Raw genomic sequence first — 24,740 nt, forward strand, 5'->3', positions numbered from 1 at the left:
GCGATGCGGGATCTGGTGGACGCGGGTTGTGAGATTCTGACGATCACGCAGTATCTGCGGCCGTCGCCGCGGCATCATCCGGTGGATCGTTGGGTCAAGCCGGAGGAGTTCGTGGAGCACTCCAAGGCGGCCGAGGCGATGGGCTTCGCCGGGGTCATGGCCGGACCGCTGGTGCGGTCCTCCTACCGCGCCGGACGCCTCTACGCGCAGACGAAGAGTTACCGTGGAGAAGAGCTGCCGGACAACCTGAGGCACCTCGCCGACAAGGGTCCGGCCGCACAAGAGGCCAGCTCGCTCCTGGCTGTATCCAATGGGCCCTCAGCGGTAAAAATTACTTCGGGCCGGAACTAAGGGAAGGGGCGGATCAATGGCGATCAGCGTCTTCGACCTGTTTTCGATCGGCATCGGACCGTCGAGCTCCCACACGGTCGGCCCGATGCGGGCCGCGCGGACCTTTGTGGACGGTCTCGTCGACGAGAACCTGCTGAGCCGCACCACGCGTGTCCAAAGTGAACTGTTCGGTTCGCTGGGCGCGACCGGGTTCGGGCACGGCAGCGACAAGGCCGTGCTGCTCGGGCTGTCCGGTGAGCGGCCGGAGGAGGTCGACACCGACACCGTGCCGGGCAAGATCGCGGAGATCCGCGAGTCCGGCAGCCTGAAGCTGGGCGGCGAGCACGAGATCGTGTTCACCGAGGACACCGACCTCACCATGCATCGCCGCAAATCCCTGCCCGCGCATCCGAACGGCATGATCTTCCGCGCGTTCGACGGCGACGGCGTCCTGCTGCGCGAGCGGACGTACTACTCGGTCGGCGGCGGGTTCGTGCGGGACGAGTCGTACGAGACGGACACGGTCGTGGTCGAGGACTCGACCCCGGTGCCGTACCCGTTCCGCACCGGCGCCGACCTGCTCGCGCACTGCGCGTCGACCGGCCTGCCGATCAGCGAGATCATGTTCCGCAACGAACTCGCCTGGCGTACCAGGGAAGAGATCCGTGAGGGGCTGCTCGGGATCTGGGCGGTCATGGCCGAATGTGTCCACAATGGATGTGCGCACGAGGGCGTCCTGCCGGGCGGGCTCAAGGTGCCGCGGCGGGCGAAGGCGTTGCACGACAAGCTGCTCGCCGAGGACGGCGTCGAGGACCCGTTGTACGCGATGGACTGGGTCAGTCTGTACGCGCTCGCGGTGAACGAGGAGAACGCCGCGGGCGGCCGGGTCGTCACCGCGCCCACCAACGGCGCGGCCGGGATCATCCCCGCGGTGCTGCACTACTACCAGCGGTTCATCCGCGGCGCTTCGGACGACGGGATCGTGACGTTCCTGCTCACCGCGGGCGCGATCGGGTCGATCCTCAAGCAGACCGGGTCGATCTCCGGGGCCGAGGTCGGCTGCCAGGGCGAGGTCGGCTCGGCGTCCGCGATGGCCGCCGCCGGGCTCACCGAGGTGCTCGGCGGCAGCCCGGCGCAGGTGGAGAACGCCGCCGAGATCGGCGTCGAACACCACCTGGGGCTGACCTGCGACCCGGTCGGTGGACTCGTGCAGATCCCGTGCATCGAGCGCAACGCCGTCGGCGCGTCGAAGGCCATCCACGCCGCGCGGATGGCGATGCGCGGCGACGGCAGTCATGTCGTGACGCTGGACAAGGCGATCAAGACGATGCGGGAGACCGGCGCCGACATGAGCATCAAGTACAAGGAGACGGCGCGCGGCGGCCTCGCGGTCAACGTCATCGAGTGCTGAGCTAACGCTGTTTCTTGGTGCGCGGCCGAGGCGGGCCCGATGCCTTGGCCGCGCGCCGTGCGCGCGTGACGTACAGCGTGACGAAGAACGCGATGGTGGCCGGACCGAACACGATGAGAAACGGGAGCACGACTTCCAGGAAGAACCCGGCCCACGGGCCGTCGTCGGCCACCACGGCGGCGATGGCGAACAAGGCCACGATGTCCAGCAACAGCGTGGTCGCCGCCACCTTCAGAGCGACACGCCACGGCGGCTTCGGTGCGGGCCGTCCTGGAGTGTGGGACTGCCGGACGGCGGGAATCGATCGCCAGGTCACGCCGCGCCGGGAAAGCCACATGCGGTGCAGGATCTCGGTTTCGTGTTCGAGGTCCAGGCCGTTGCGGTCGTTGAGGTTCGGCAGGACGATGCGGCGGCCCGTGTCGTCGTACATCGCCGTGACGAAGTAGGGCGCGGACTTGAGCTGGCGGTGGTGTTTCGGTTCGACGACGATGTCCTGGATCCGGGTCCACGGCGTCTTCCTCGCGCGGAACCAGCCGTGGACCGTCACGCCGTCCTGATCGGTGTGGGTCGCGCTCACCAGCGAGTACCAGGCGATCAGGACGAGCGGGAGGGCCACCAGCACGGTGACGATGATCCGCATCGGGATGTCGTCGGCCCGCCAGAACAGCAGGCCGATCTGAAGCACGAGCAACAACACGACAGGCGGCGTGAAATCCGAGAAGCGCTCGCGGGTGAGGCGATATTCGCGTAGCTCGTCGTCATCCGACAACGGCTCAGGACTGAACCGGCTCATGGAATCCCCAGTCGCCGGAGGCCTGTCCGGCTGATTCCGTTCTACACCCGGAAGTCCCGCGCGCCAACGTTTTCGGTGCGGTCATCGGGCTCGACGGCCAGCCGGAGCCCGACCTCCACGAGTGTCCAGCCGAGGCGCTGCCGCCGGGTGCTGCCCAGACAGGCCCGGCCGCCGTTACGCGGAAGCCTGCGGGTGCCGCGGCGTAACTCCGCCTCCCGCTCGTTGACCAGGTCCTGCGCCATCAGGAAGTGCACCGGATCGCCCCCACTCGGTCTTCGGTGTCTCACTGGACGTTGTCAATAGTTGCTCACCGTGGCCGGATGATTCCAGTGGTTTTCTCACGAAACATCGCGTGTCGGCTCCGGGCGAACGCCGTCGGATTCCTCGGGACGTGCCTTCCGGGGGAACGCCGACCAGTGCGCGATCACGCTGTCGTCGCCCGGCCGCGCGTCCCGGCGGTAGCGGTCGACCACCTCGTGGATTTCCGCGCTCATCGCCGCGGCTTGTTCGGGCGTCAGGGAAAGCCGGGCGTCACCGAAGGTGGCCTTGTCGTACCAGCGGTCCATCCACTGCGGGAGTTCGCTGACGAACTGTGCTTCGGCCTGGTAGCGCTGCTCGACCACGGACCGCAGGTAGGTGTCCAGCGGCGCGGCCAGGTCCGGGTCGCCGAAGAAGTCGGCGGTCCGCATGTGCGTAGCCTCCTGCAACGGACGCCACCAGCGTTCGCGTTTGTTCCCTCGCTCGGTGTCCTCCTCGACAAGGCCCGCTTCGGCCAGCATCCGCAGGTGCCAGCTGGTCGTGCCCGAACTTTCGCCGACCCGCTTGCCCAGCCTTGTCGCGGTCGCCGGACCGTCGGCCTGCAGGAGTTCGAGCATCCGCATGCGCAACGGGTGGGCCAGCGCGCGGAGCATCCGCGCGTCGATCTGTTGTGCCCGTCGGTTCCCGGTCATGGGCACACTCTAGAACGCAGAGGGAACTTTGCAAAGAGTTCTCTGTGGTTGTGATGGACAGCGTTGATCACCGGAGTCGGCATAAACTCGCTGGGTGGAGTCGACCTCGGTGGTGAATGCCGGTGAAGCGTTGTTCCGTCCGGTGCGGACGGGCAACGCCTTCGAGGAGACCGTCGAGCGGCTCCTGCAGGCCATCCGGCTCGGGGTGGTCGGCGCGGGGGAGCGCCTGCCGTCCGAGCGGGAGCTGGCCGAACGCCTCGGCGTCAGCCGCGTCACGCTGCGCGAGGCGATCCGGGCGCTGTCCGACGCTGGGTACGTCGAATCGCGGAGAGGGCGCTACGGCGGCACATTCGTCAACGAGAACCTCCCCGAACCAGGCCACCCCGTGGGGGAGCGTCCGGTTGTCGCGCTGGAAGACGCGCTGAGCCTGCGGTACGTGCTGGAGACCGGGGCCGCCGAGCTGGCGGCGGCGCGCTCGCTGAGCCCGGCCGACCGGCAGCACCTGACCAGCACGCTCGCCGACGCGTCGGCCTCGGACCTCGCCGACTACCGGCGCAAGGATTCCCGGCTGCACCTGGCGATCGCCGAGGTGACCGCGTCCGGCTCACTGACCACCGCGATGGCCGACGCGCGGACGCGGGTCAACCAGCTGCTCGACCGGATCCCGTTGCTGGAGCCGAATCTGGAGCACTCCAACGCCCAGCACGAGGAGATCGTCGACGCGATCCTGGCGGGTGACCCGGTCGCCGCGCGCCGCGCGATGGCCGAGCACATCGAGGGCACCGCGTCGCTGCTGCGCGCGTTCCTCTGAAATGTCATGATCCTGTTTCAGTGATCCGGCCCGCCTCAACCTTGTCACTCTTTCGAGCGTCGGACGTGACGTGGATGAGATTTCTGGGGAATCCGAGTCCGAAACCGGCGAGAAGACGCCTGGCCGGTGGCGGCGTGTCCGCCGGATCGCCTGCTGGACCGCCGGACTCGGGGCCGGCATCCCGCTCCTCGCCTTCTGGATCGCCTACCTGGTGCTCGATGTGCGCAGTCCGCAGGAGGTGCTCGCCGGGCTCGACAAGACCGTCACACTGGACTATTCGGACGGTTCGGAACTGCTCAAGGTCGTCCCGCCCGACGGCGACCGGCTCTTCGTGCCCTACGCGCGGATCCCCGCCAAGCTGCGGGACGCGATCGTCGCGACCGAGGATCCGACATTCTGGGACAACCAGGGCTTCGACCCGACAGGCGTCGGCCGCGCGCTGCTGACCGGTTTCGGCGGCGGATCCGGCATCACGCAGCAGTACATCAAGAAGTCCACCGGGGACGACGAGCACGCGATCACGCGCAAGCTCACCGAGCTGGTGCTCGCCACGAAGATCACGCAGGAGCAGTCGAAGGAGAAGATCTTCGAGAGCTACGTGAACATCATTTCCTTCGGGCGCAACACTTTCGGCCCGGCCGCAGCGATGAACGCGTTCTTCGGCCGCGGTCTCGACGAGTCTCTCACCTGGAGCGAGGCGGCGTTCCTGGCCGGGATGATCCAGTCGCCGTCGGTGCACGATCCGGCCGTCTCCGGCGACGAGCACGCGGCGAGGCGCTGGGAGTACGTACGGGACAAGCTCGTCGAGCGAGGGTACGTCAAGGGCGACGAGATCGGCAGGATGTCCTATCCCGGCAAGGAAATCCAGCCGCCGTCGGAGACCAGGGCGGGTCAGCTGGACTACGAGCAGTACCACGTCAAACAGGCCGTGCTCGCCGAACTCGAACGCGCCGGTTTCCCGCTGAACCGGTTGCGGCAGGGGACTTTGCGCGTCGAGACGACCCTGGACCGGCGGGCGCAGGAAAGCGCGCGCAAGACGGTCAAGGACCGGCTGGCGGGCGAACCGCGTGAGCTGCGTGGCGCGCTCGTGTCCGTCGATCCGGGGACGGGTGCGGTGCGGGTCTACGACGGCGGCGACGACGGCCTGCGTGACTACGCGGGCGTCGCGCACCCGGCGGGTTCGGCGTTCTACCCGTTCAGCATGCTCGCCGGGCTGCGCGCGGGAGTCGGGGTCGACCAGCCCGCGGCGTCGCCATCGGAGACGGAGTTCCTCGGCGAGCGGTTCAAGTATCCGAACGTCTGCGGTGATCCGTGCACCTACCGGCAGGCGCTGCGCAAGGCGGCGGACGCGCCGTTCGTCGGCCTGGCGAAGCGGCTGGGCGCGGACGCGCTGAGCGCCGCGGCCCGCGACGCCGGCATCCCGGACGCCGTGGATGGTGCCGCGACCCTGCGGGAGTACAACAGCGATCTCATCGGCGCCGGGATCGCGATCGGGCGGTATCCCTTGCGGCCCTTGGACATGGCGGGCGCGTATGCGACTTTCGCGGCCAAGGGCGTGCGTGCGATGCCTTACCTGGTCGAGAAGATCCGGGACGAGAAGGGTGAGATCGTCTGGCAGCACACCTCGCGGCCGTCGCCGTTCAGCGGCGACGACGCGACGAGCACACGGCTGGCCGACGCGGTGACGGACGCGCTGCGCACGACGTTGCCGGACGGCCGCCCGGCGGCGCTGGCGACCGGGCAGTTCGAGCAGGGCATCAGCCAGGACTACGCGGCGGCCTGGGCGATCGGCTACACGCCGAAGCTGGTGACCGCGGTGTGGATCGGCAGCGACGACGACAACTGGCGCCTCCGTGATTCCCGGGGCCGGAAGATCACCGGCGCGACGATGCCGACGGACATCTGGCAGACCTTCATGCTCGCCAACGCCGGAGGCCGCCCCACGCGCTGAGGTCCCGAGTCCCCGGCGGTCATGCGCCCCCGATGTGGCGTTCGCCGCGTTGGACGCACCGAACGCCACATTGGGTGCGTTGGGGGCGGGCGGTGGTCCATTCACGACCCGCGGCTCGCCAGAGGTCAGACGACCAGGGCCACCGTCAGGCCGTCGTAGCCTTTCGCGCCGACCGTCTGCAGCGTCGTCGCGTCGATGCGGGGTTCGCGGGCGATGAGTTCGTTCATCGCCCGGACGCCGATCACCGCCGGATCGGTGGCGCCGGGGTCGGCGACCGCACCACGGCGGACGACGTTGTCGACGACGATCATCGTGCCGGGCCGGGACAGCCGGACCGACTCGCTGAGGTAGCCGGCGAGGTTGGCCTTGTCGGCGTCGATGAAGATGAAGTCGAACGGGCCGGTCAGCAGGGGCAGCGTGTCCAGCGCCGCGCCGACGCGGATCTCGACGACGTCCTCGCCGAATCCGGCGCGCGTGAGGTTGGCGCGGGCGACGTCGGCGTGCTTCCGTTCGTATTCGCACGTGACGAGCTTGCCGCCCTCGGGCAGCGCGCGGGCGAGCCAGATGGTGCTGTAGCCGCCGAGAGTCCCGATCTCCAGTATCGAGCGGGCGCCGACGCCGCGGGCCAGCAGGTTGAGCAGCTTGCCCTGGTTGGGCGCGACCGCGATGGACGGGAGTCCGGCCGCCCGCGAATCCGCGAGCGCGGCGTCGAGTACCGGGTCGGCGGGGATCATCGCGTCCGCGAGATATCCGTCTACTGTGGACCAGAGTTCCTGGGTCATGACACCTCCACGGCCAATCTAGTGCGCGCGGTTCGCCTTCGGGATCACCAGCGGGGTGCCGGTCTCCGGGCACGGCATGACGGTGCAGGGCAGTTCGAAGATCTTCTCGACGTTCGCCGCCGTGACCACCTCGTCGGGGGAGCCGGTGGCGAGCACCTGCCCGTCCCGCATCGCGATCATGTGCGTGGCGTAGCGCGCGGCGTGGTTGAGGTCGTGCAGCACGGCCACCAGCGTCCGGCCCTGTTCGGCGTGCAGCTGCGCGCAGAGGTCCAGAATGTCCATCTGGTGCGCGATGTCGAGATACGTCGTGGGCTCGTCGAGCAGGAGCAGATCGGTCTGCTGTGCGAGCGCCATCGCCATCCAGACGCGCTGGCGCTGCCCGCCGGACAGCTCGTCGACCAGCCGCTCGGCGAGATCGTCGACGCCGGTGGAGCGCATCGACTCGGCCACCACCGCGGCGTCCTCGCGCGACCACTGCCGCAGCAGCTTCTGGTGTGGATACCGGCCGCGCGCGACGAGGTCGGCGACCGTGATGCCGTCCGGCGCGATCGAGCTCTGCGGCAGCAGCCCCAGCCGTCGCGCGACTTCCTTCGCCGGGTACGAGCCGATCACCTGGCCGTCGAGGAACACCGAGCCCTTGCGGGGTTTGAGCATCCGCGAAAGCGCCCGCAGCAGCGTCGTCTTCCCGCACGCGTTGGGCCCGACGATGACGGTGAAGGACTGGTCGGGGATGACGACTCCGAGGTCCTCGGCCACGGTCCGGCCGTCGTAGGCGAGGGTGAGCGCTTCGGCGTGCAGCCGCGTCTCGCCGGACGGCGTGGTCCGCGCGGGCTCGGCGATCGTGTTCACGGTCTGTTCCACAGAGGTTAGGCTAACCTAGCGACCGGCGCCCGTGGTGTTCCGTGGGTCGCATTCGCCGATGGTGACCGCCCGGTCACCGCCTAGGGTGGCCCGGTGAGCGGTTTCTACCACGCCTGTTTCGTCGTGCCCGACCTCGAGAAAGCCATGGGGGACTTCACCACCGCCACCGGGACGTCGTGGCGGCCGGTCCGCGACGGACGGCTCGGCGAATGGGACTACCGGATCGTCTTCTCCGAAGGCCCTCCGCATCTGGAGCTGATCGAGGGACCACCGGGCAGCCCGTGGGACTGCGGCGGCGTCGCGCGGTTCGACCATCTCGGCTGGTGGACACGGTCCATTCAGGACTCTTCGGCCCGGCTGGCCGAGGCGGGTTTCCCGGCGGAATTCGACGCCTGTCCCTACGGCCGTCCCTTCGCCTACCACCGTGTGGACAGCATCGGCGCCCGGATCGAAGTCGTCGACGCCTCCGTCCAACCGGGATTCCTCGACACCTGGAACCCCGGCGGCGCCCCGATGCGTGCGCTGGAGGACAACTGAAGTGATCTGACGGAGAACTGGTGTGTTTGAACGGAGATCTCGCGAGATCTCCGTTCAAACACACGAGATCTCCCCTTGCTCACGCGCGGCGGCGCCAGAGGAGGCGGGTCAGCGCGGCGGCGACCGAGGCCGGGGCCGACTGACGCGGCAGGCCGCGGGCCTCGGGGGCGGACTCGGGCATCGCGCGGTAGGCGAGGTGGGCGGCGAACCGGGCCAGCCGCGGGGCGGTCAGCGTCGCCAGTTCGGCGGCGCGGCCTTCCGGGAGACTCAGGATCTCCGGGCGTTCCTCGAGCGCCTTGACCACCAGCGCGGCCGCGCGTTCCGGGCTGCTCGACGGGATCCCGCGGTACGACGACGGCGTGATCATCGGCGTGCGCACCAGGGGCATCCGGACCGAGCTGAACGTGACGCCGTCGGACAGCGTCTCCCGCCCGGTGACCTTGCCGAACTCCTCCAGTGCCGCCTTCGACGCCAGGTACGCCGCGAAGCGCGGAGTGTCGGTCTGCAGGCCCTGGGTGGTGACGTTGACGACGTGGCCGAAGCGGCGTTCCACCATCGACGGCAGCAGGCCGAGGGTGAGCCGCACCGGGCCGAAGTAGTTGATCGCCATGGTGCGTTCGAAGTCGTGCACCCGCTCGGTCGACAGGCGCACCGAACGCCGGATCGACCGGCCCGCGTTGTTGACCAGCATGTCGACGGCGCCGTGGTCGGCGAGCACGGCCTTGACGAGCGCGTCCACGGCGTCGCCGTCGGTCAGGTCGCACGAGTACGCCGCCGCCTGGCCACCGGCGGCGGCGATCTCGGCGCGGACCTCTTCCAGTTCGTCGGCCCGCCGCGCCACCAGCAGCACCTTCGCGCCGCGCTTGGCCACCTTCAGCGCGGACGCGCGGCCGATACCGGACGACGCGCCGGTGATCAGCACGACCCGCCCGGCCAGCCCGCCGCCGTGCCGCGCCCGGTCGGGGTCGAGGTGCTCGCGCCAGTACCGGTAGAGCGGAGGCGCGTAGTCGCGGAGTTCGGGCTGTTCGACGCCGCTGCCGAACAGCGCCGCGGTGGTCCGCGCGGTGTCGAACTCGACGGCCATGCTCAGATGCGGCAGCACCGCCAGCGGGATGCCCAGTTCGTCCAGCACCGCCGCGCGGGTGGCGCGTCCGCCGGGGACCCTGTCGACCCCGGCAGCGGCGATGCGCGCGAGCCGGCTTCCCGCCGAACGGACCACTGTGGACGGTCGCGCCGGGAGGACGGCGCCGATCCGCGGCCCGCCCGCCGCCCGGGAGAAGGCGTTGTAGACCTCGTGCAGCGGCTGCGGCCGGGGCGACGCCAGGTGGTAGGTGGCGCCGGAGGGCGCGTCGCGGTGCATCAGGTACTCCATCGCCGCGACGACGTAGTCCACCGGCACCAGGTTCGTCGCGCCGAGATCGGGCGCGGCCAGCGGCAGCCTGCCGGGCAGCGCGGCCAGCCGGGAGATCGCGGGGAGGAAGTAGTACGGCCCGTCGATCTTGTCCATCTCGCCGGTCCGCGAATCGCCGACCACCGCCGAGGGGCGATACACCCGGAACGGCACCTCGTGCTGGGTGCGCACCAGCTTCTCGGCCTCGAACTTCGTGGCGTGGTAAGGAGAACCGAAGTGCTGGCCGAGGTCGAAGTCCTCTTCGGTGAACTTGCCGGCGTGGTCGCCCGCCACCGCGATGGACGAGACGTGGTGCACCATCCCGGCCTTCGCGGCGGCCGCGAAGGCGAGCAGGTTGCGGGTGCCCTCGACGTTGGCGGCGCGGTTGGTCTCGTCGTCGGCGGTGAGGTCGTAGATCGCGCCGAGGTGGACCACGTGGTCGATCCCCGCGAACCGCGTCGCGTCGACGCCGAGCGCGGGTTCGGTGAGATCGCCGGTGACCGGGACGAGCCGGTCGGCGCCCGCCCAATCGCGGGAAAGCGCCGCCAGCCGGTCGCGGGAGGTCTCACGCACGAGTACGTGGACGGCGGTGGTTTCCTGCCGCCGCAGCAGGCGGGCGACCAGGCGCTTCCCGATGAAGCCCGTCGCACCCGTCACGAAGTAGGTGGTCATCGTCGTCCCCTTTGCTCAGGGGAGACTGTACCTACTCGTAAGTAGGAACGGTAGTTGTCACCTGTTGGCGGGATGCTGCGCGACCGCTACCACGGCGTCACGCAGCGCGGCCCGTAACCGTCCGACGTCGAGCGGCCCGAGCACGGCGGCCTCGCCGGGCGGGGCGACGAGCACCACCTTGTCGCTGCTCACGAACACCGTCACGTCCCTGCGCCTGCCGGCCAGATCCCGGCAGCTGATCGACCATTCGTCCCTCGCTGCCACGGTCCTCGCCCTCCGATTCACTCAGTGGTCGTGCTTCGTGCGAGGCTGGGACTCCTGCCGCCGGAGCCCGTGACGCCGGTTCACCCGATTTTCCTACTGACGGGTTACCGGCCTTATCCGGTCAATCCCTGACCAGCGCGTTTCCGGCGAGGCGGGCTGGGCGCGGTTCGCCCCGGTTTCCGGTGGAGCGGCTAGGGAGTAGCGTCCGGGCAGCAGGCTTGCCGGAACTACGGGGAGGTCTCGATGTCCGAGCCCAGCAAGATCGTCGTCGTCGGTGCCGGGCTGGCGGGTGCCTCCGCCGCGGGCGCGCTGCGTGAGCGCGGGTACGAGGGCGACGTGCTGCTGATCGGGACCGAGCGACACCGCCCGTACGAGCTGCCTCCACTGTCCAAGGGCGTGCTGCTCGGCAGCACCGACGAGCCCGACTGGGTCCACGGTGAGGGCTTCTACGCCGAAAAGGACATCCGATACACCCAAGGCGTCACCGCGACCCGGATCGAGCTGGGCGCACGGCTGGTGCTCGACGACGCGGGCGGCGAACACCGCTACGACCGGCTCGTGCTGGCCACCGGGTCCCAGCCGCGGACGCTGCCCCTTCCCGGCGCCGACCTGCCCGGCGTGCACACGTTGCGGACCATCGACGACTCGCTCGCGCTGCGCGCGGCGTTCGACGAGGCCCGGCGCGTGGTCGTCATCGGCGCGGGCTGGATCGGGACGGAAGCCGCTGCGGCCGCCCGCGCGCACGACGCCGAGGTGACCGTCGTCGACAAGATCACCGCGCCGCTGGGCGGCGTGCTCGGCCCCGAGGTCGCCGGGGTGTTCCGCGATCTGCACACCGAGCACGGCGTGCGCTGGCGGCTCGGCGAGGGCATCGCGGAGATCACCGGCGGTCCGGACGGCGTCACCGGCGTCCGGTTGTCGAACGGCGACGAGATCGGCGCGGACGTCGTGCTGATCGCGGTCGGCGTCGCGCCGCGGGTCGAGCTCGCGCACGCCGCCGGGCTGGAGATCGCCGACGACGGCGGGGTCGCCGTCGACGCCGGACTGCGGACCGCCGCACCGGACGTCTACGCCGTCGGTGACATCGCGGCGCACTTCCACCCGCGCTACGGGCATCGCATCCGCGTCGAGCACTGGGCGAACGCGAAAGGGCAGGGCACGCACGTCGCGGGGAACCTGCTCGGCGAGAACGAGCCGTATCTCGACGCCCCGTATTTCTTTACGGATCAATACGATCTGGGCTGCGAGTATCGCGGTCTCGCCGACCCCGTCACGGACGAACTGGTGGTGCGCGGTGATCTGGCGTCCCGGGAGTTCATCGCGTTCTGGCTGCGCGACGGCCGGGTCACGGCCGCGATGAACGTCAACGCCTGGGACGACGGCGACGCGCTGGACGCGCTCGTCCGGGCCCGTGCCACCGTCACGCCTGATCAGCTGAAGTCGGACGACCTCGCCGGGCTGGCGTGAACCGCGGTTTGTGGTTCTTGCGTTACTGCGGCGTTGGCAGACCGATGGACTGGCGCTCTGACGTTATTTTCCATTCCCACTCTTCAATGGCCGGTTCGCCGTTGCGCTGCCACCATTGATAGGCGTTCTCGACCGCGGCCCACAGACGCCGGGGTCCATACTGCCGAACAGTGAACGTGTCGTCATCTTCGGGAACGATGCTGGCCCATGAATGGGAGATGGGATCGACCAGCCACGCCACCCCATGATTCCGCTTGTCAGTAGGTTTCTCCAAGTCATAACGGCATGACGGGACCGCAACACTGGCCGCCCACCGTGACGACTCGTTCAGCAGGACGGCAAACGGATTCACGTCTGTCGTGGAGACGTCCGCTTTTTCGTCGTCCCATCGAAGATTCCCGGTGTACATCGAGCGAACGCGCTGGGACCTCATCTCCATGAAACCGACCCGCACGCCTACGGCCCGGCCTCGAGCACTCCCGGCATCGACCTCGAACCTCACCAGCGGGCCAGAAGCAAGATCGGCCCTCATGGGTGCAAGAATGACCTTCGCGGATTCCACCCACCAATACGGCAGTTGCCCGAGATGAACCCCGACGGTGGCGATGATCCGGTCGAAATAGCGCCCCGTGGCCACGGCCGCGTCCCGGATCTCGACTTCGACCCCGCGGTATCCGGCTGCTTCCAGATTCCGCCGAGCTGTAGTGCCGACGCTATGGTCTATTTCGAGACTGGTCACGCTTCCGGCCGGGCCGACCAGCTCGGCGAGAAGCGCGGCGTTGTATCCGGTGCCAGTGCCGATCTCCAGCACGGATTCTCCCGGACGCGCGCCTGCGGCCCCGAGCATCCCGGCCACTGCCGAGGGCATCGACGCCGACGAAGTGGGACGCCGACCGACGTGGGGCCAGACGGTCGCACCGTCGTCGAATTGGGTAACGATAACCCGGTCGGAATAGACGTTGTTCACCCATCTTCCGGGTTCCTCTGCGCGGTCTACCGGCTCATACGGTCCGTCGTCTTCCTCCTGTACCCACATCCGGTCGGGGACGAAGTACTCTCGCTTGACCGCCTCGAACGCAGAACCGCACTCGGTGGGAAGATCTCCTGACGAGTGCAGTTCCGACACCAGGGAACCAGGCCCGCTGACAGCTGTCATTTGCGCTTGCCGTACTCCGATGGGTCGATATCGTTGCTGGTCTTTCCGGGGTTCTTGTCGTCTTCCACGGAGTGTTTGTTCGGCTTGTCCTCGGGCTCGTTTTCTTCTTTGCCATTTCCCATTGTGCTCCCTCTCTGTTGGTTCCATCCTACTGCGGAAGCTCTCGTGTCGATATCCGGATTTCAGGTGCAGGTGGACGGCTGACTTTGGCGCCCATGGAATGACCTCGGGAACCGTGATCTTGCAGACGCGTCGGGCGTAGAAGCACCGTCGGTTACTTGGGAGCGCTGACGCAGCTGGACCGGTAAGAACAAACTTCACCGATCGACGCGCTCATCCGCGCCCGTGCCACCGTCACGCCTGATCAGCTGAAGTCGGACGACCTCGCCGGGCTGGTCTGACGCGTCAGCCCCGCGTACGCCAGCAACGCCAGGACTCCGAATCCGGCCATCACCAACGCCATCGGCGTCGCGCTGCCCTTGTCGCCGAGCCCGACCAGGGGAGTGGCGAACCCGCCGACCACGAACTGCACGACGCCCAGCAAGGCCGACGCGGCGCCCGCCGAGCGCGCGTGCTCGGCCAGTGCGAGCGAACTCGAGTTCGGCGCCACCAGCCCGATGCTGGCGATCATCACGAACAGCGGGACCAGCAGCGCGATCAGGCCCAGTCCGCCCGCGGCGGCGGCCAGCACACCCACCCCGCTCACCGCGAACACGATCAGGCCCGCGCTGAGCAGCGCTCGCTCGGTGAAGCGGCCGACGAGCCGTCCGTTGAGCTGTCCGGCGAGCACGATGCCGACGCCGTTGAGGCCGAACACCAGGCTGAACGCCTGCGGGCTCAGCCCGTACACCTCCTGCAGCGCGAACGAGGATCCGGAGATGTAGGCGAACAAGCCGCCGAACATGAGCCCGGAAGCCAGTGCGTAGCCGACGAAAACCCGGTCGGTCAGCAAGGCGGCGTACGAGCGCAGGACCTCACCGAAGCGCGCGGAGGAGCGCAGTTCGACGGGCAGCGGTTCGGGCAGCGCGAGGACGACGACGATCAGCAGCAGCGCGCCGAACGCCGCCAGGGCGACGAACACGCCGTGCCACGACGTCCAGTTCAGCAGCTGACCGCCGATGATCGGGGCCAGGATCGGCGCCAGGCCGTTGACGAGCATGAGTACCGAGAAGAACTTGGTCATCGCGATGCCGGAGAACAGGTCCCGCACGGTCGCGCGGGCGATCACGATGCCCGCGGCGGCGCCGACCGCCTGGATGCCCCGCGCGGTGATCAGCAGCTCCGCGTTCGGGCTGAGCGCGCACAGGACCGAACCCAGCACGTAGAGCGCGAGCCCGGCGATGAGCGGACGGCGGCGGCCCAGCATGTCCGACAGCGGGCCGAGCACCAGCTGGCCGATCGCGAGCCCGACGATGAACGCCGTCAGCGTCAGCTGCACCGTCGTGTCCGCGGCGCGCAGATCGCCCGCCATCGCGGGCAGCGCGGGCAGGTACATGTCGATGGACAGCGGGCCGAACGCCGAAAGCCCGCCCAGGATCAGCGCGAACTTCACCCGGGTCGCCCCGGCGATGCCCGTGCCCGGCGTGGCCGCCCGCGTCGCTGTGGTGCTCACTCAGTCTCCCCAGAGATCGTTTCCCTCCAAACGGAACGGGCACCCTCCGGCGTGCTATTCCTGCTGTGACCCGTAACACCCGGTCGGCCGAGGGGCGACACGAAGGAGATCCGATCAATTTTCCGGACAATTCGGTCCGAACTCTGGATTGAGGGGGTATCTCTGCGATATACATCGGATGTCTGCTTGACGGGTGGGTCGTCGAGGCCGGGGTGACCGGCACGGCGGCGGGAGTCGGAAGGGAACGTCCGTGCAGCTTGTGCGTCTCGGAGAACCGGGAAGTGAGCGTCCGTTCGTGCGGGCGGAGGGCGTGCTCTACGAGCTGAGCGGCCTGACCGCCGACATCGACGGCGGCTTCCTCGCCGCGGACGGCATCGCCCGGGTCGCCACGGCGCTGAAGGACGGCAGCCTCCCGCAGGCCGGACCGGACGCCGCGAGCGCGCGGCTCGGCGCGCCCATCGCCACGCCCGGCAAGGTCGTCTGCATCGGCCTCAACTACCGGCGGCACGCCGAGGAGACCGGCGCGCCCATCCCCGCCGAACCGGTCGTGTTCATGAAGGCCGCCGACGTCGTCGTCGGCCCGCACGACGACGTCCTGATCCCGCGGAAGTCCACCGCCACCGACTGGGAGGTCGAACTCGGCGTCGTCATCGGCAAGACCGCGCGCTACCTCGACAGCGTCGACGAGGCACTGGACCACGTCGCCGGATACGTCGTGTCGAACGATGTCTCCGAGCGCGAGTTCCAGCTCGAACGCGGCGGCACCTGGGACAAGGGCAAGTCCTGCGAGAACTTCAACCCGCTCGGCCCGTCGCTGGTCCCGGCCGCCGGGATCGCGGACCCGCAGGACCTCGGGATGCGCCTGTGGGTCAACGGCAGGAAGTGGCAGGATTCGTCCACAAAGGACATGGTCTTCACCGTCGCCGAGATCGTGCACTACCTGAGCCAGTTCATGGTGCTGCGCCCCGGCGACCTGATCAACACCGGCACCCCGGAGGGCGTCGCGCTCGGCCAGCCCGAGCCCAAGCCGTACCTGCGCGAGGGGGACATCGTGGAGCTGGAGATCGACGGGCTCGGCCGTCAGCGGCAGACGGTGAGGCAGGCCTGACATGGCGAAGATCGTCGACATGGAGGTCCTCGACATCCGGTTCCCGACCTCGCGGGAGCTGGACGGGTCGGACGCCATGAACCCGGATCCGGACTATTCGGCCGCCTACGTCGTACTGCACGCCGACGGCGGGCCGGACGGCTACGGGCTGGCCTTCACCATCGGCCGCGGCAACGACGTGCAGGCCGCCGCGATCCGCGCGCTCGCGCCGCACGTCGTCGGCCGGGACGTCCCGACCGATGCCGCCGCGCTCGGCGAGTTGTCCCGGCGGCTGGTCGGGGACTCGCAGTTCCGCTGGCTGGGCCCGGAAAAGGGCGTCGCGCACATGGCCATCGGCGCGATCGTGAACGCCGCGTGGGACATGGCCGCGCGACGCGCCGACCTGCCCGTGTGGGAGTTCGCGGCGCGGATGACGCCGGAGGAGCTGGTGTCCCTTGTGGACTTCCGGTACCTGTCGGACGCGCTCACCGAGCAGGAGGCACTGGACATCCTGCGCGCGGCCGAACCGGGCCGCGCCGAGCGGATCGCACGGGTGAAGGAGCAGGGCTACCGCGCGTACAGCACGTCGCCCGGCTGGCTGGGCTACTCCGACGCGAAGCTCGTCCGGCTCGCGACCCAGGCCGTCGCCGACGGGTTCGACATGATCAAGCTCAAGGTCGGCGGGAGCGTCGAGGACGACGTCCGCCGGATGAAGCTGGCTCGCGAGACGGTCGGCCCGGACGTGCGGATCGCGGTCGACGCGAACCAGCGCTGGGACGTCGCGGCCGCGATCGCCTGGATGACCGCGCTCGCGCCGTATGACCCGTACTGGATCGAGGAGCCGACGTCACCCGATGACGTCCTCGGGCACGCCGCGATCGCGAAAGCGCTTGCCCCGATCCGGGTGGCCACCGGCGAGCACGTCCAGAACCGGGTTGTGTTCAAGCAGTTGCTGCAGGCCGGGGCGATCTCGGTGCTGCAGCTGGACGCCGCGCGCGTCGGCGGGGTGAACGAGAACCTCGCGATCCTCTTGCTGGCGGCCAAGCTCGGCGTGCCGGTGTGCCCGCACGCCGGCGGGGTCGGGCTGTGCGAGCTGGTGCGGCACCTTTCGCTGTTCGACTACGTGGCGGTGTCCGGCAGTGACGTCGACCGCAGCATCGAATGGGTCGATCACCTGCACGAGCACTTCACCGATCCGGCGGTCGTGCGCGACGGCCGCTACCTCGCCCCGACCGCACCCGGGTTCTCCGCGCGCATGCACGACGCGACGCTGCGCCGGTTCCGGTTCCCGGACGGTCCTGAATGGACGGAGAACGCATGAGTGAGTTCGAGGGCCTGGTCGCGGTGGTCACCGGCGGGGCGTCGGGGATCGGCCTCGCCGCCGCCCAGCAGCTGGCCGCTCGTGGCGCGCAGGTGGCCGTGCTGGACCTCAAGCCCGACGACGTCCCGGAGCCTTTGACAGGCTTCCGCTGCGACGTCTCTTCCGACGCCGAGGTGACGTCCGCGATCGACGCCGTCGTGGAGCGGTTCGGCCACCTCGACGTCCTGGTCAACAACGCCGGGATCGGGGCGCAGGGTGACGTCACCGGCAACAGTGACGACGAATGGCATCGGCTGCTCGACGTCAACGTCGTCGGCATGGTCCGGCTGAGCCGGGCCGCGCTGCCGCATCTGCGCCGGTCGCCGTCGGCGGCGATCGTCAACACGTGCTCCATCGCGGCGTGGGCCGGGCTGCCCCAGCGCGCGCTGTACTCGGCGAGCAAGGGCGCGGTGCTGTCGCTGACCCTGGCGATGGCGACCGACCACCTACCGGACAGGATCCGGGTCAACTGTGTCTGTCCGGGTACCGCGGACACCCCGTGGGTGGGCAGACTGCTCGATGCAGCCGCCGATCCCGAGGCGGAACGGACCGCGCTCGCCGCGCGGCAGCCGATGGGCAGGCTCGTCACCGCGGACGAGGTGGCGAACGCGATCGTGTACCTGGCGAGCCCGGCCGCCGCCTCGACCACCGGCACGGCGCTGGCCGTGGACGGCGGGATGTACGGTCTGCGCCCGCGCGGGCCGGTCGACAACTGAAGACGTGATTTCCGCTGTCATCAAGGAGGATGCGGTGCGTACGAGGGTGATCCAGGTGGCCGCGGCGGCCACCGCGCTCGGCCTGGTCCTGGCGGCCTGTGGGTCCACAAAGGACAAACCGGCCGGCGCGGCGGGTTCCGCGCAGGGCGGCAAGGTCGGCGCGACACTGCCGCTGCTGACGTCGCCGTTCTGGCAGGCCTACAACAACTACGTCCCCAAGATGGCCCAGCAGTCCGGGCTCGACGCGCTGCCCACGGTCAACGCCGACAGCGACCCGGCGAAGCTCATCACCGACATCGGGACACTGCTCAACCAGGGCATCAAGGGCCTGGTCGTGACGCCGCTGGACTCCGCGGCCGTGGTCGCCGGGCTCAAGCAGGCCGAGAACAAGGGCGTGCCGGTGGTCGCGGTCGACGTCGCCCCGGAGGGCGGCAAGGTCGCGATGGTGGTGCGCGCGGACAACAAGGCCTACGGCACCAAGGCGTGCGACGCGATCGGCGCGAAGGTAAAGTCCGGCAAGGTCGTGCAGGTCATGGGCGATCTCGCCTCGGTCAACGGCCGTGACCGGTCCGAGGCGTTCCGGACGTGCATGAAGACGAAGTACCCGGACGTGCAGGTGCTGGAGATCCCGGCGGAGTGGAAGGCCGACAAGGCCTCGGCCGGCCTGGACAGCCTGCTCACCGCGAACCCGGACATCAAGGCCGTGTACATGCAGGCGGGCGGCGTCTACCTCGCGCCGACCGAGGCCGCCCTCAAGCGCAAGAACATGTTCTTCCCGGTGGGCGACCCGAAGCACGTCGTGCTGGTGAGCAACGACGGCATCCCGCAGGAGCTGGCCGCGATCCGGGCGGGCGAGCTGGACGCGACGGTGTCCCAGCCCGCCGACGACTACGCGAAGTACGGCATGTATTGGCTGAAGAAGGCGATGGCGGGGGAGACGTTCAAGCCCGGCCCGACCGATCACAACAGCACCATCGTCGAGGTCAGCCCCGGGATTCTCGAGGACCAGCTGCCCGCCCCGGTCGTCACGAAGGACAACGTGGACGACAAAGCCTTGTGGGGTAACAACTTGTGAGTGCCATGCCTACCGTCCCGGTGGTGAGCGCGCAGGGTGTCGGCAAGCGCTACGGCCCGACCGTGGCGCTGGCCGACGTCAGTCTCACCGTCAACCCCGGCGAGTCGCACGCGCTCGTCGGGCGCAACGGCGCGGGGAAGTCGACGCTGGTTTCCATCCTCACCGGACTGTCCAAAACGGACACGGGGGCGGTGTACTTCGGCGGCGAGCCCGCCCCCGCGTTGTCCAAACAGGACGACTGGAAGCAGCGGGTGGCGTGCGTGTACCAGCACGCCATGGTGATCCCGCAGCTCACCGTCGCGGAGAACCTGTTCCTCAACCGGCAGTCCGGCGGCAGGCTCGCGATCGGCTGGTCGCGGCTGCGGCGTCAGTCGCGGGAACTACTGGACTCGTGGGGTGTCGCGGTCGACGTCGACACCCCGGCGGGCGAGCTGTCGGTGGAGGATCGGCAGTTCGTCGAGATCGCCCGCGCGCTGTCCTACGGCGCCCGGTTCATCGTGCTCGACGAGCCGACAGCGCAACTGGACAGCCAGGCGATCGAGCGGCTCTTCGAGCGGATGCGCCAGATGCAGGAGAACGGCGTAACGTTCCTGTTCATCTCGCATCACCTGCACGAGGTGTACGAGGTGTGCCAGGCGGTCACCGTGCTGCGCGACGCGCGGCACGTGCTCACCGCGCCGGTCGCCGAGGTCGGCAGGGCCGAGCTGGTCGACGCGATGACCGGCGAGAAGGGCGGCCTGGCCGTGCGCGACGCGGCCTCGCGGGATCCCCTCGCGGAGGACGCGGCGGAAGTGCTGGCTGTCGAGGGGCTGTCCGGGGACAGCTTCCAGGACGTTTCGTTCCGGCTCCACCGTGGCGAGGTCATCGGCCTGGCGGGCAGCAACGCCAGCGGCAAGCACCAGGTCGCGGAAACCGTTTACGGACTGCGTTCCCCCTCGGCGGGAACGATCACTGTGGACGGTCGGCGGCTGCGACCCGGCGACATCCCCGCCGCGCTGCGGGCCGGGATCGGCTGTGTGCCGAGGGACAGGCACCACGAGGGGCTGGTGCTGGAACACTCCATCGCGGACAACGCGACGCTGTCCATTTTGGACCGTATCGGCCCCGGCGGGATCGCCTCGCCGCGCACGCGGCACGCGAAGGCGTCGCAGGCACTGGCCGACTACGACATCGTGGCGGCCGGCGCCGAGCAACCGGTGTCGGACCTTTCCGGTGGCAACCAGCAGAAAGTGGTGCTCGCCCGCGCGCTGGCGAGCGATCCGCGGGTGGTCGTGCTGATCAACCCGACCGCCGGGGTCGACGTGAAATCGAAGGAGGCGCTGCTCGCGGTCGTGGACCGGGTGCGCGCCGAGGGCAAGGCGGTGCTGATCGTCAGCGACGAGCTGGACGATCTGCGCCTGAGCGACCGCGTGCTGGTCCTGCGTGCGGGACGGGTGGTCGCCGAACACCAGGCCGGCTGGTCCGACGGTGACCTCGTGGCCGACATCGAAGGAGTCCAGCTCGGTGACTAATCTTCAGACCGATCCCCAGACGGCGGCGCTGGCCGCACCGGCGAGGCGCCGGAAAGCCGTGTGGCTGCGGGAACTCGCGCTGCTACCGGTGCTCGTGGTCGTGTTCGTCATCGGCGGGCTGATCAGCGACACCTTCCTGACCTTCGACAGCATCGTCGGCATCCTGTCCGCGTCGGCGGCGCTTTCCCTGGTAGTGCTGGGCGAATCGCTCGTGCTCATCACCGGGAAGTTCGACCTCTCACTGGAATCCACCATGGGCATCGCGCCCGCGATCGGGGTCATGGTGGTCATCCCGGCGGCGTCGGCCGGTTTCGGGACCGACATGCCCGCGTTCGCCGGGCTGCTGCTGATCCTCGTGGTGGGCGCGGTGATCGGCGCGGTCAACGGATTCCTGATCGTCAAGCTGAAGCTCAACGCCTTCATCGTGACGCTCGCGATGCTCACCGTGCTGCGTGGCGTCCAGATCGGCGCCACCAAGGGCAAGACGCTGTTCGATCAGCTCGACCCGTTCACCGCGCTGGCGACCACGACGTTCGCCGGGCTGCCGATGTCGGTGTGGCTGGCCGCGGTGCTCTTCCTCGTCGCCGGTGCCGTGCTGCGTTATCACCGCGTCGGCCGGGCGCTGTACGCGATCGGCGGTAACCGCGAGGCGGCGCGCGCGGCGGGTATCCGGGTGGACCGGATCTCGTGGCTGGTGTTCGTCGTCGCCGGGGTCCTCGCCGCGATCGGCGGGCTCGCCTACACCGGCTACGTCGGCGCGCTGGGCGCGGACCAGGGCAACGGCATGATCCTGCAGGTGTTCGCGGCCGCGGTGATCGGCGGGATCTCGCTCGACGGCGGCAAGGGCTCACTGGTCGGCGCGCTCACCGGCGTCCTGCTCCTGCAGTCGGTGACGAGCCTGCTGCAGGTGGCGCACGTGCCGCCGGAGTGGATGAAGGCCATCTACGGCGCCATCATCCTCATCGCCCTGATCATCGCGAGGTACGCCGGCGGCAAACCGCAAACGTAACTCTCGGCGTTCATGATCATCCGATGTCCGTGAATGCCACATTGAGGGAATCAGAGTCCCTCGATGTGGCATTCACGGACCACTGCTCGAAAGGCGGGCGGAGTGTTACGAGGCGGCGGGGTTCTCGTCGGCGGAGCCGAGGGCGTTGCGCAGCCACTGTTCGACGCCCGCGACGTGCACTGTGGCCCAGGACCGGGCCAGCTCCGGCTCGCGGGCGGCGATGGCCTCGTAGATCGCCGTGTGCTGCTCCCGCGTCTTAGCGACAGCGCCTTCCTGCGTGAGCCCGCGCCAGACCCGCGCCCGGGTCGTCGGACCCGAGAGACTGTCCAGCAGCGAACACAGCACGGGATTGCCGGAGCCGTCGGCGATCTTGCGGTGGAACTGCAGGTCGTTCGCGACCAGCGCCTCCACGGTCGGCGCGTCCTCCAGCTCGCCGAGCATCGTGCCCAGTTCGGCGATGTCCTCGTCGCGCATGTGCAGCGCTGCCATCGCCGTCGCGGCGGGCTCCAGGATCCGGCGCACCGCGAGGAAGTCGAGCACGGTGTCGTCGCGATGGAAGTCCACGACGAACGTCATCGCGTCGAGCAGCAGGTTCGGCTCCAGGCTGGTGACGTACGTGCCGTCGCCCTGCCGGACGTCGAGCACGCGGATCAGGCAGAGCGCTTTCACGGCCTCGCGCAGCGAGCTGCGGGACAGGCCGAGCCGCTGGGCGAGTTCGGCCTCCTTCGGCAGCCGGTCACCCGGAGCGAGCTCCCCCGAGATGATCATGTCCTTGATCTTGTCGATCGCGACGTCGGTGACGGGCATCCGCGCCACCCCTCCCTGCAGAAGACCTCGGATGTTTCGGTGTGTTGTGCACAGCGTGCCACGACTACCGCGAAGGAGGAGCGATGACCCACGATCGGGTACCACAGAGAGTGGCACTGCACACCCGGCTCAAACCGGGTAAGGAGGCGGAGTACGAACGCGTCCACGCCGTGATCCCGGCGGAGCTGGACGCCGCGCTGCGGGAAGCGGGCGTGCGGTCGTGGCGGATCTGGCGCGACGGGTTGGATCTTTTCCACCTGGTGGAGGTCGACGACTACGCCGCGATGCGGGCCACGCTGCGTGATCATCCGGCGAACGTGCCGTGGCAGGCCAGGATGGCCGAACTGCTCGATGTCGAGGACGACTACTCCGGCGGGGACACCGGGATCGGGCTCGTCTGGGAGCTGCCGTGAAACTTTCCTCGCTGGGGCTCGGCTGCGCGCAGCTGGGAAATCTCTACCACGCCATCGACGACGAAACCGCGACCGCGACCGTCCGGCGGGCGTGGGACGAGGACGTCCGCTACTTCGACACCGCACCGCATTACGGGCTCGGCCTGTCCGAACGTCGCCTCGGCGCGGCACTCGCGGCCTACCCACGCGACGAGTACGTCGTCTCGACGAAGGTCGGCCGGGTCCTGGATCCGAACCCCGAGGGCACGGGCAAGAAGGACGAGGCCGGTTTCGACGTGCCCGCCGCGTATCGGCGGCGCTGGGACTTCAGCCGCGACGGCGTCCTGCGATCCCTTGAGGACAGCCTGACGCGGCTCGGACTCGACCGCATCGACCTCGCGTACGTCCACGATCCCGACGAGCATTTCGACGACGCGGTTTCCGGCGCTTTCCCGGCCTTGCTCAGGCTGCGTGACGAAGGCGTCCTCGGTGCGATCGGGGTCGGGATGAACCAGTCCGCGATGCCCGCCGAGTTCGTCCGGCGCTTCGATCTCGACGTCGTTCTCATCGCGGGCCGGTACACGCTGCTCGACCAGTCCGCGCAGGACGAACTGCTGCCGCTGTGCGCCGAGCGCGGGGCCGCGGTGGTCGTCGGCGGCGCCTTCAACGGCGGGATTCTCGCCACCGCCGAGCCGGGGCGTCTCTACGACTACGCGGAAGCACCCGAATCCCTGGTGGAACGTGCCGGGCGGATCGCGGCGATCTGCGCGCGGCACGGCGTCGAGCTGCCGCGGGCGGCGCTGGCGCTGCCCGCCGCGCATCCGGCCGTCGCGTCGGTGGTCGTCGGGGCACACGACCCCGGGCAGGTGAGCGCGAACGCGCGTCGCGCGCGGGCGGCCGTTCCGCCCTTACTGTGGACCGAATTGATCGACGCGGGCCTGCTGCGCCCCGACGTCGTAACCGGGAGGCTGCCGTGATCGACGCGCACCACCACCTGTGGGATCCGGCCCGCCGGGACTACCCGTGGATGGCAGGGGCCGCACTGGACCCGATCCGCCGTCCGTACACAGTGGACGATCTGCGCGCGGTGACGACTGCCGCCGGGGTGCACGCGACCGTCCTGGTGCAGACGGTGTCGTCGGCCGAGGAGACGGCGGAGTTCCTGGCTACCGCGGCGGCCGAACCGGTGATCGCCGGGGTCGTCGGCTGGGTGGATCTGACCGCTCCCGACGTCGCCGACCGGCTGGCGGCGCTGGGGGAGTCGGGCCCGCTGGTCGGGATCCGGCACCAGGTGGAGAGCGAGGACGACGCCGAGTGGCTGCTGCGCCCCGACGTCCTGCGCGGGCTCGCCGCGGTCGGGGCCGCCGGGCTCGCCTACGACCTGCTGGTCACCGTCGCGCAACTGCCCGCGGCGCGGAAGGCCGTCGAGGCGCTGCCGGACCAGCGGTTCGTGCTCGACCACGCGGCCAAGCCCCCGATCGCCGGCGGCGGCTGGCAGCCGTGGGCCGACGAGGTCGCGGCGCTGGCGGCGAGGGAGAACGTCTTCTGCAAGCTGTCCGGTCTGGTGACCGAGGCGGACTGGGCGGCGTGGCGGGCCGGGCACCTGAGCCGGTACGTCGACCACGTGCTGACGGCGTTCGGGCCGGGCCGCCTGGTGTTCGGCTCGGACTGGCCGGTGTGCGAACTGGCCGCGTCCTATGAGGTCGTGGGGGGGCCCCCGAGGGGGGAGGCGGGGGGGTTTTTGGTAACCCACCGGCTGACGGGGTGAGAACACAAAACCAGGAACCCGAAAAGCC

Annotated in this window: 25 protein-coding genes and 1 pseudogene; 15 read left to right on the plus strand and 11 right to left on the minus strand. The window is 69.4% G+C overall.

Annotation, left to right across the window (positions count from 1 at the left end; all coding sequences use genetic code 11):
• A pseudogene (locus ACFW0G_RS31445) lies at positions 1-351 on the plus strand (hypothetical protein); the annotation flags it as partial.
• A gap of 16 nt (positions 352-367) precedes the next feature.
• Positions 368-1,741, plus strand: a complete 1,374-nt coding sequence (locus ACFW0G_RS31450; protein WP_378329063.1) for an L-serine ammonia-lyase — start codon at positions 368-370, stop codon at positions 1,739-1,741.
• 1 nt (position 1,742) lies between these two features.
• Here ACFW0G_RS31450 and ACFW0G_RS31455 read toward each other — a convergent pair whose 3' ends face one another.
• The 3 genes from ACFW0G_RS31455 to ACFW0G_RS31465 form a co-directional block, all read right to left on the minus strand.
• Complete coding sequence (locus ACFW0G_RS31455; RefSeq protein ID WP_378329064.1) at positions 1,743-2,534, minus strand: hypothetical protein; 792 nt, start codon at positions 2,532-2,534, stop codon at positions 1,743-1,745.
• Between the two features lie 41 nt (positions 2,535-2,575).
• Positions 2,576-2,788, minus strand: a complete 213-nt coding sequence (locus ACFW0G_RS31460) for a hypothetical protein (protein ID WP_378329065.1) — start codon at positions 2,786-2,788, stop codon at positions 2,576-2,578.
• A gap of 84 nt (positions 2,789-2,872) precedes the next feature.
• The gene (locus ACFW0G_RS31465; RefSeq protein ID WP_378329066.1) at positions 2,873-3,484 is read right to left on the minus strand and encodes an ArsR/SmtB family transcription factor; all 612 of its coding nucleotides are present in this window, start codon (positions 3,482-3,484) and stop codon (positions 2,873-2,875) included.
• A gap of 94 nt (positions 3,485-3,578) precedes the next feature.
• Here ACFW0G_RS31465 and ACFW0G_RS31470 point away from each other — a divergent pair, with 94 nt between their 5' ends.
• Together ACFW0G_RS31470 and ACFW0G_RS31475 are read left to right on the plus strand one after the other, a co-directional pair.
• The gene (locus ACFW0G_RS31470) at positions 3,579-4,295 is read left to right on the plus strand and encodes a FadR/GntR family transcriptional regulator (RefSeq protein WP_378329067.1); all 717 of its coding nucleotides are present in this window, start codon (positions 3,579-3,581) and stop codon (positions 4,293-4,295) included.
• Positions 4,296-4,365: 70 nt separating this feature from the next.
• On the plus strand, positions 4,366-6,246 hold the full coding sequence (locus tag ACFW0G_RS31475) for a transglycosylase domain-containing protein (RefSeq protein ID WP_378329068.1): 1,881 nt from the start codon (positions 4,366-4,368) through the stop codon (positions 6,244-6,246).
• 125 nt (positions 6,247-6,371) lie between these two features.
• On the opposite strand, the gene ACFW0G_RS31480 is transcribed toward ACFW0G_RS31475, so the two are convergent.
• On the minus strand, positions 6,372-7,028 hold the full coding sequence (locus ACFW0G_RS31480) for an O-methyltransferase (RefSeq protein ID WP_378329069.1): 657 nt from the start codon (positions 7,026-7,028) through the stop codon (positions 6,372-6,374).
• An 18-nt stretch (positions 7,029-7,046) separates the two neighbouring features.
• Positions 7,047-7,889, minus strand: a complete 843-nt coding sequence (locus ACFW0G_RS31485) for an ABC transporter ATP-binding protein (RefSeq protein ID WP_378329070.1) — start codon at positions 7,887-7,889, stop codon at positions 7,047-7,049.
• 93 nt (positions 7,890-7,982) lie between these two features.
• Between ACFW0G_RS31485 and ACFW0G_RS31490 the strand changes: the two genes are divergently transcribed.
• A complete protein-coding gene (locus ACFW0G_RS31490; protein ID WP_378329071.1) occupies positions 7,983-8,426 on the plus strand; it encodes a VOC family protein in 444 nt (147 codons plus the stop codon).
• 79 nt (positions 8,427-8,505) lie between these two features.
• Here ACFW0G_RS31490 and ACFW0G_RS31495 read toward each other — a convergent pair whose 3' ends face one another.
• Positions 8,506-10,488 (minus strand): SDR family oxidoreductase, encoded by a 1,983-nt coding sequence (locus ACFW0G_RS31495; RefSeq protein WP_378329072.1) that lies wholly within the window; start codon positions 10,486-10,488, stop codon positions 8,506-8,508.
• 57 nt (positions 10,489-10,545) lie between these two features.
• A complete protein-coding gene (locus ACFW0G_RS31500; RefSeq protein WP_378329073.1) occupies positions 10,546-10,752 on the minus strand; it encodes a hypothetical protein in 207 nt (68 codons plus the stop codon).
• Between the two features lie 243 nt (positions 10,753-10,995).
• On the opposite strand from ACFW0G_RS31500, the gene ACFW0G_RS31505 reads away from it, so the two are divergent.
• Positions 10,996-12,219 carry an NAD(P)/FAD-dependent oxidoreductase gene (locus ACFW0G_RS31505; RefSeq protein WP_378329074.1) on the plus strand — a complete coding sequence of 408 codons (1,224 nt, stop codon included), beginning with the start codon at positions 10,996-10,998 and terminating at the stop codon, positions 12,217-12,219.
• A gap of 22 nt (positions 12,220-12,241) precedes the next feature.
• Here ACFW0G_RS31505 and ACFW0G_RS31510 read toward each other — a convergent pair whose 3' ends face one another.
• The 3 genes from ACFW0G_RS31510 to ACFW0G_RS31520 all read right to left on the minus strand — a co-directional run bounded on the left by ACFW0G_RS31510 (position 12,242) and on the right by ACFW0G_RS31520 (position 14,987).
• Complete coding sequence (locus ACFW0G_RS31510) at positions 12,242-13,345, minus strand: methyltransferase domain-containing protein (RefSeq protein ID WP_378329075.1); 1,104 nt, start codon at positions 13,343-13,345, stop codon at positions 12,242-12,244.
• A gap of 26 nt (positions 13,346-13,371) precedes the next feature.
• On the minus strand, positions 13,372-13,497 hold the full coding sequence (locus ACFW0G_RS31515) for a hypothetical protein (RefSeq protein WP_378329076.1): 126 nt from the start codon (positions 13,495-13,497) through the stop codon (positions 13,372-13,374).
• Positions 13,498-13,739: 242 nt separating this feature from the next.
• Positions 13,740-14,987 carry a multidrug effflux MFS transporter gene (locus ACFW0G_RS31520; RefSeq protein ID WP_378329077.1) on the minus strand — a complete coding sequence of 416 codons (1,248 nt, stop codon included), beginning with the start codon at positions 14,985-14,987 and terminating at the stop codon, positions 13,740-13,742.
• A gap of 250 nt (positions 14,988-15,237) precedes the next feature.
• On the opposite strand from ACFW0G_RS31520, the gene ACFW0G_RS31525 reads away from it, so the two are divergent.
• Genes ACFW0G_RS31525 through ACFW0G_RS31550 form a run of 6 tightly spaced genes read left to right on the plus strand, consistent with a single transcriptional unit; the run spans position 15,238 to position 21,745 of the window.
• On the plus strand, positions 15,238-16,095 hold the full coding sequence (locus ACFW0G_RS31525) for a fumarylacetoacetate hydrolase family protein (protein WP_378329078.1): 858 nt from the start codon (positions 15,238-15,240) through the stop codon (positions 16,093-16,095).
• Between the two features lies 1 nt (position 16,096).
• Positions 16,097-17,395 (plus strand): enolase C-terminal domain-like protein, encoded by a 1,299-nt coding sequence (locus tag ACFW0G_RS31530; RefSeq protein WP_378329079.1) that lies wholly within the window; start codon positions 16,097-16,099, stop codon positions 17,393-17,395.
• Positions 17,392-18,150, plus strand: coding sequence for an SDR family NAD(P)-dependent oxidoreductase (locus tag ACFW0G_RS31535; protein ID WP_378329080.1), 759 nt, complete (start codon positions 17,392-17,394; stop codon positions 18,148-18,150). Before ACFW0G_RS31530 ends, ACFW0G_RS31535 begins: the two co-directional genes overlap by 4 nt.
• Before the next feature lie 34 nt (positions 18,151-18,184).
• Positions 18,185-19,225 carry a sugar ABC transporter substrate-binding protein gene (locus tag ACFW0G_RS31540; protein ID WP_378329081.1) on the plus strand — a complete coding sequence of 347 codons (1,041 nt, stop codon included), beginning with the start codon at positions 18,185-18,187 and terminating at the stop codon, positions 19,223-19,225.
• A 5-nt stretch (positions 19,226-19,230) separates the two neighbouring features.
• The gene (locus ACFW0G_RS31545) at positions 19,231-20,736 is read left to right on the plus strand and encodes a sugar ABC transporter ATP-binding protein (RefSeq protein WP_378329082.1); all 1,506 of its coding nucleotides are present in this window, start codon (positions 19,231-19,233) and stop codon (positions 20,734-20,736) included.
• A complete protein-coding gene (locus ACFW0G_RS31550; RefSeq protein ID WP_378329083.1) occupies positions 20,729-21,745 on the plus strand; it encodes an ABC transporter permease in 1,017 nt (338 codons plus the stop codon). The genes ACFW0G_RS31545 and ACFW0G_RS31550 overlap by 8 nt, the downstream gene beginning before the upstream one ends.
• 105 nt (positions 21,746-21,850) lie before the next feature.
• Here the strand turns inward: ACFW0G_RS31550 and ACFW0G_RS31555 are convergent, their stop codons facing one another.
• Positions 21,851-22,552, minus strand: a complete 702-nt coding sequence (locus ACFW0G_RS31555; protein ID WP_378329084.1) for a FadR/GntR family transcriptional regulator — start codon at positions 22,550-22,552, stop codon at positions 21,851-21,853.
• Positions 22,553-22,635: 83 nt separating this feature from the next.
• On the opposite strand from ACFW0G_RS31555, the gene ACFW0G_RS31560 reads away from it, so the two are divergent.
• The 3 genes from ACFW0G_RS31560 to ACFW0G_RS31570 are packed head-to-tail and all read left to right on the plus strand — an operon-like array spanning position 22,636 to position 24,712.
• Positions 22,636-22,965 (plus strand): L-rhamnose mutarotase, encoded by a 330-nt coding sequence (locus tag ACFW0G_RS31560; RefSeq protein ID WP_378329085.1) that lies wholly within the window; start codon positions 22,636-22,638, stop codon positions 22,963-22,965.
• The gene (locus ACFW0G_RS31565; RefSeq protein ID WP_378329086.1) at positions 22,962-23,921 is read left to right on the plus strand and encodes an aldo/keto reductase; all 960 of its coding nucleotides are present in this window, start codon (positions 22,962-22,964) and stop codon (positions 23,919-23,921) included. Before ACFW0G_RS31560 ends, ACFW0G_RS31565 begins: the two co-directional genes overlap by 4 nt.
• Positions 23,918-24,712 (plus strand): amidohydrolase family protein, encoded by a 795-nt coding sequence (locus tag ACFW0G_RS31570; RefSeq protein WP_378329087.1) that lies wholly within the window; start codon positions 23,918-23,920, stop codon positions 24,710-24,712. Before ACFW0G_RS31565 ends, ACFW0G_RS31570 begins: the two co-directional genes overlap by 4 nt.
• The last annotated feature ends 28 nt before the right edge of the window (positions 24,713-24,740 follow it).

The organism is Amycolatopsis sp. NPDC058986, assembly GCF_042741125.1.
Classification (GTDB): Bacteria; Actinomycetota; Actinomycetes; order Mycobacteriales; family Pseudonocardiaceae; genus Amycolatopsis.

Coding starts and splice junctions, on each gene's coding strand:
- ACFW0G_RS31450 (WP_378329063.1), top strand. CDS start 368: ATGGCGATCAGCGTCTTCGACCTGTTTTCGATCGGCATCGGACCGTCG.
- ACFW0G_RS31455 (WP_378329064.1), bottom strand. CDS start 2,534: ATGAGCCGGTTCAGTCCTGAGCCGTTGTCGGATGACGACGAGCTACGC.
- ACFW0G_RS31465 (WP_378329066.1), bottom strand. CDS start 3,484: ATGACCGGGAACCGACGGGCACAACAGATCGACGCGCGGATGCTCCGC.
- ACFW0G_RS31480 (WP_378329069.1), bottom strand. CDS start 7,028: ATGACCCAGGAACTCTGGTCCACAGTAGACGGATATCTCGCGGACGCG.
- ACFW0G_RS31495 (WP_378329072.1), bottom strand. CDS start 10,488: ATGACCACCTACTTCGTGACGGGTGCGACGGGCTTCATCGGGAAGCGC.
- ACFW0G_RS31505 (WP_378329074.1), top strand. CDS start 10,996: ATGTCCGAGCCCAGCAAGATCGTCGTCGTCGGTGCCGGGCTGGCGGGT.
- ACFW0G_RS31515 (WP_378329076.1), bottom strand. CDS start 13,497: ATGGGAAATGGCAAAGAAGAAAACGAGCCCGAGGACAAGCCGAACAAA.
- ACFW0G_RS31530 (WP_378329079.1), top strand. CDS start 16,097: ATGGCGAAGATCGTCGACATGGAGGTCCTCGACATCCGGTTCCCGACC.
- ACFW0G_RS31535 (WP_378329080.1), top strand. CDS start 17,392: ATGAGTGAGTTCGAGGGCCTGGTCGCGGTGGTCACCGGCGGGGCGTCG.
- ACFW0G_RS31545 (WP_378329082.1), top strand. CDS start 19,231: ATGCCTACCGTCCCGGTGGTGAGCGCGCAGGGTGTCGGCAAGCGCTAC.
- ACFW0G_RS31555 (WP_378329084.1), bottom strand. CDS start 22,552: ATGCCCGTCACCGACGTCGCGATCGACAAGATCAAGGACATGATCATC.
- ACFW0G_RS31560 (WP_378329085.1), top strand. CDS start 22,636: ATGACCCACGATCGGGTACCACAGAGAGTGGCACTGCACACCCGGCTC.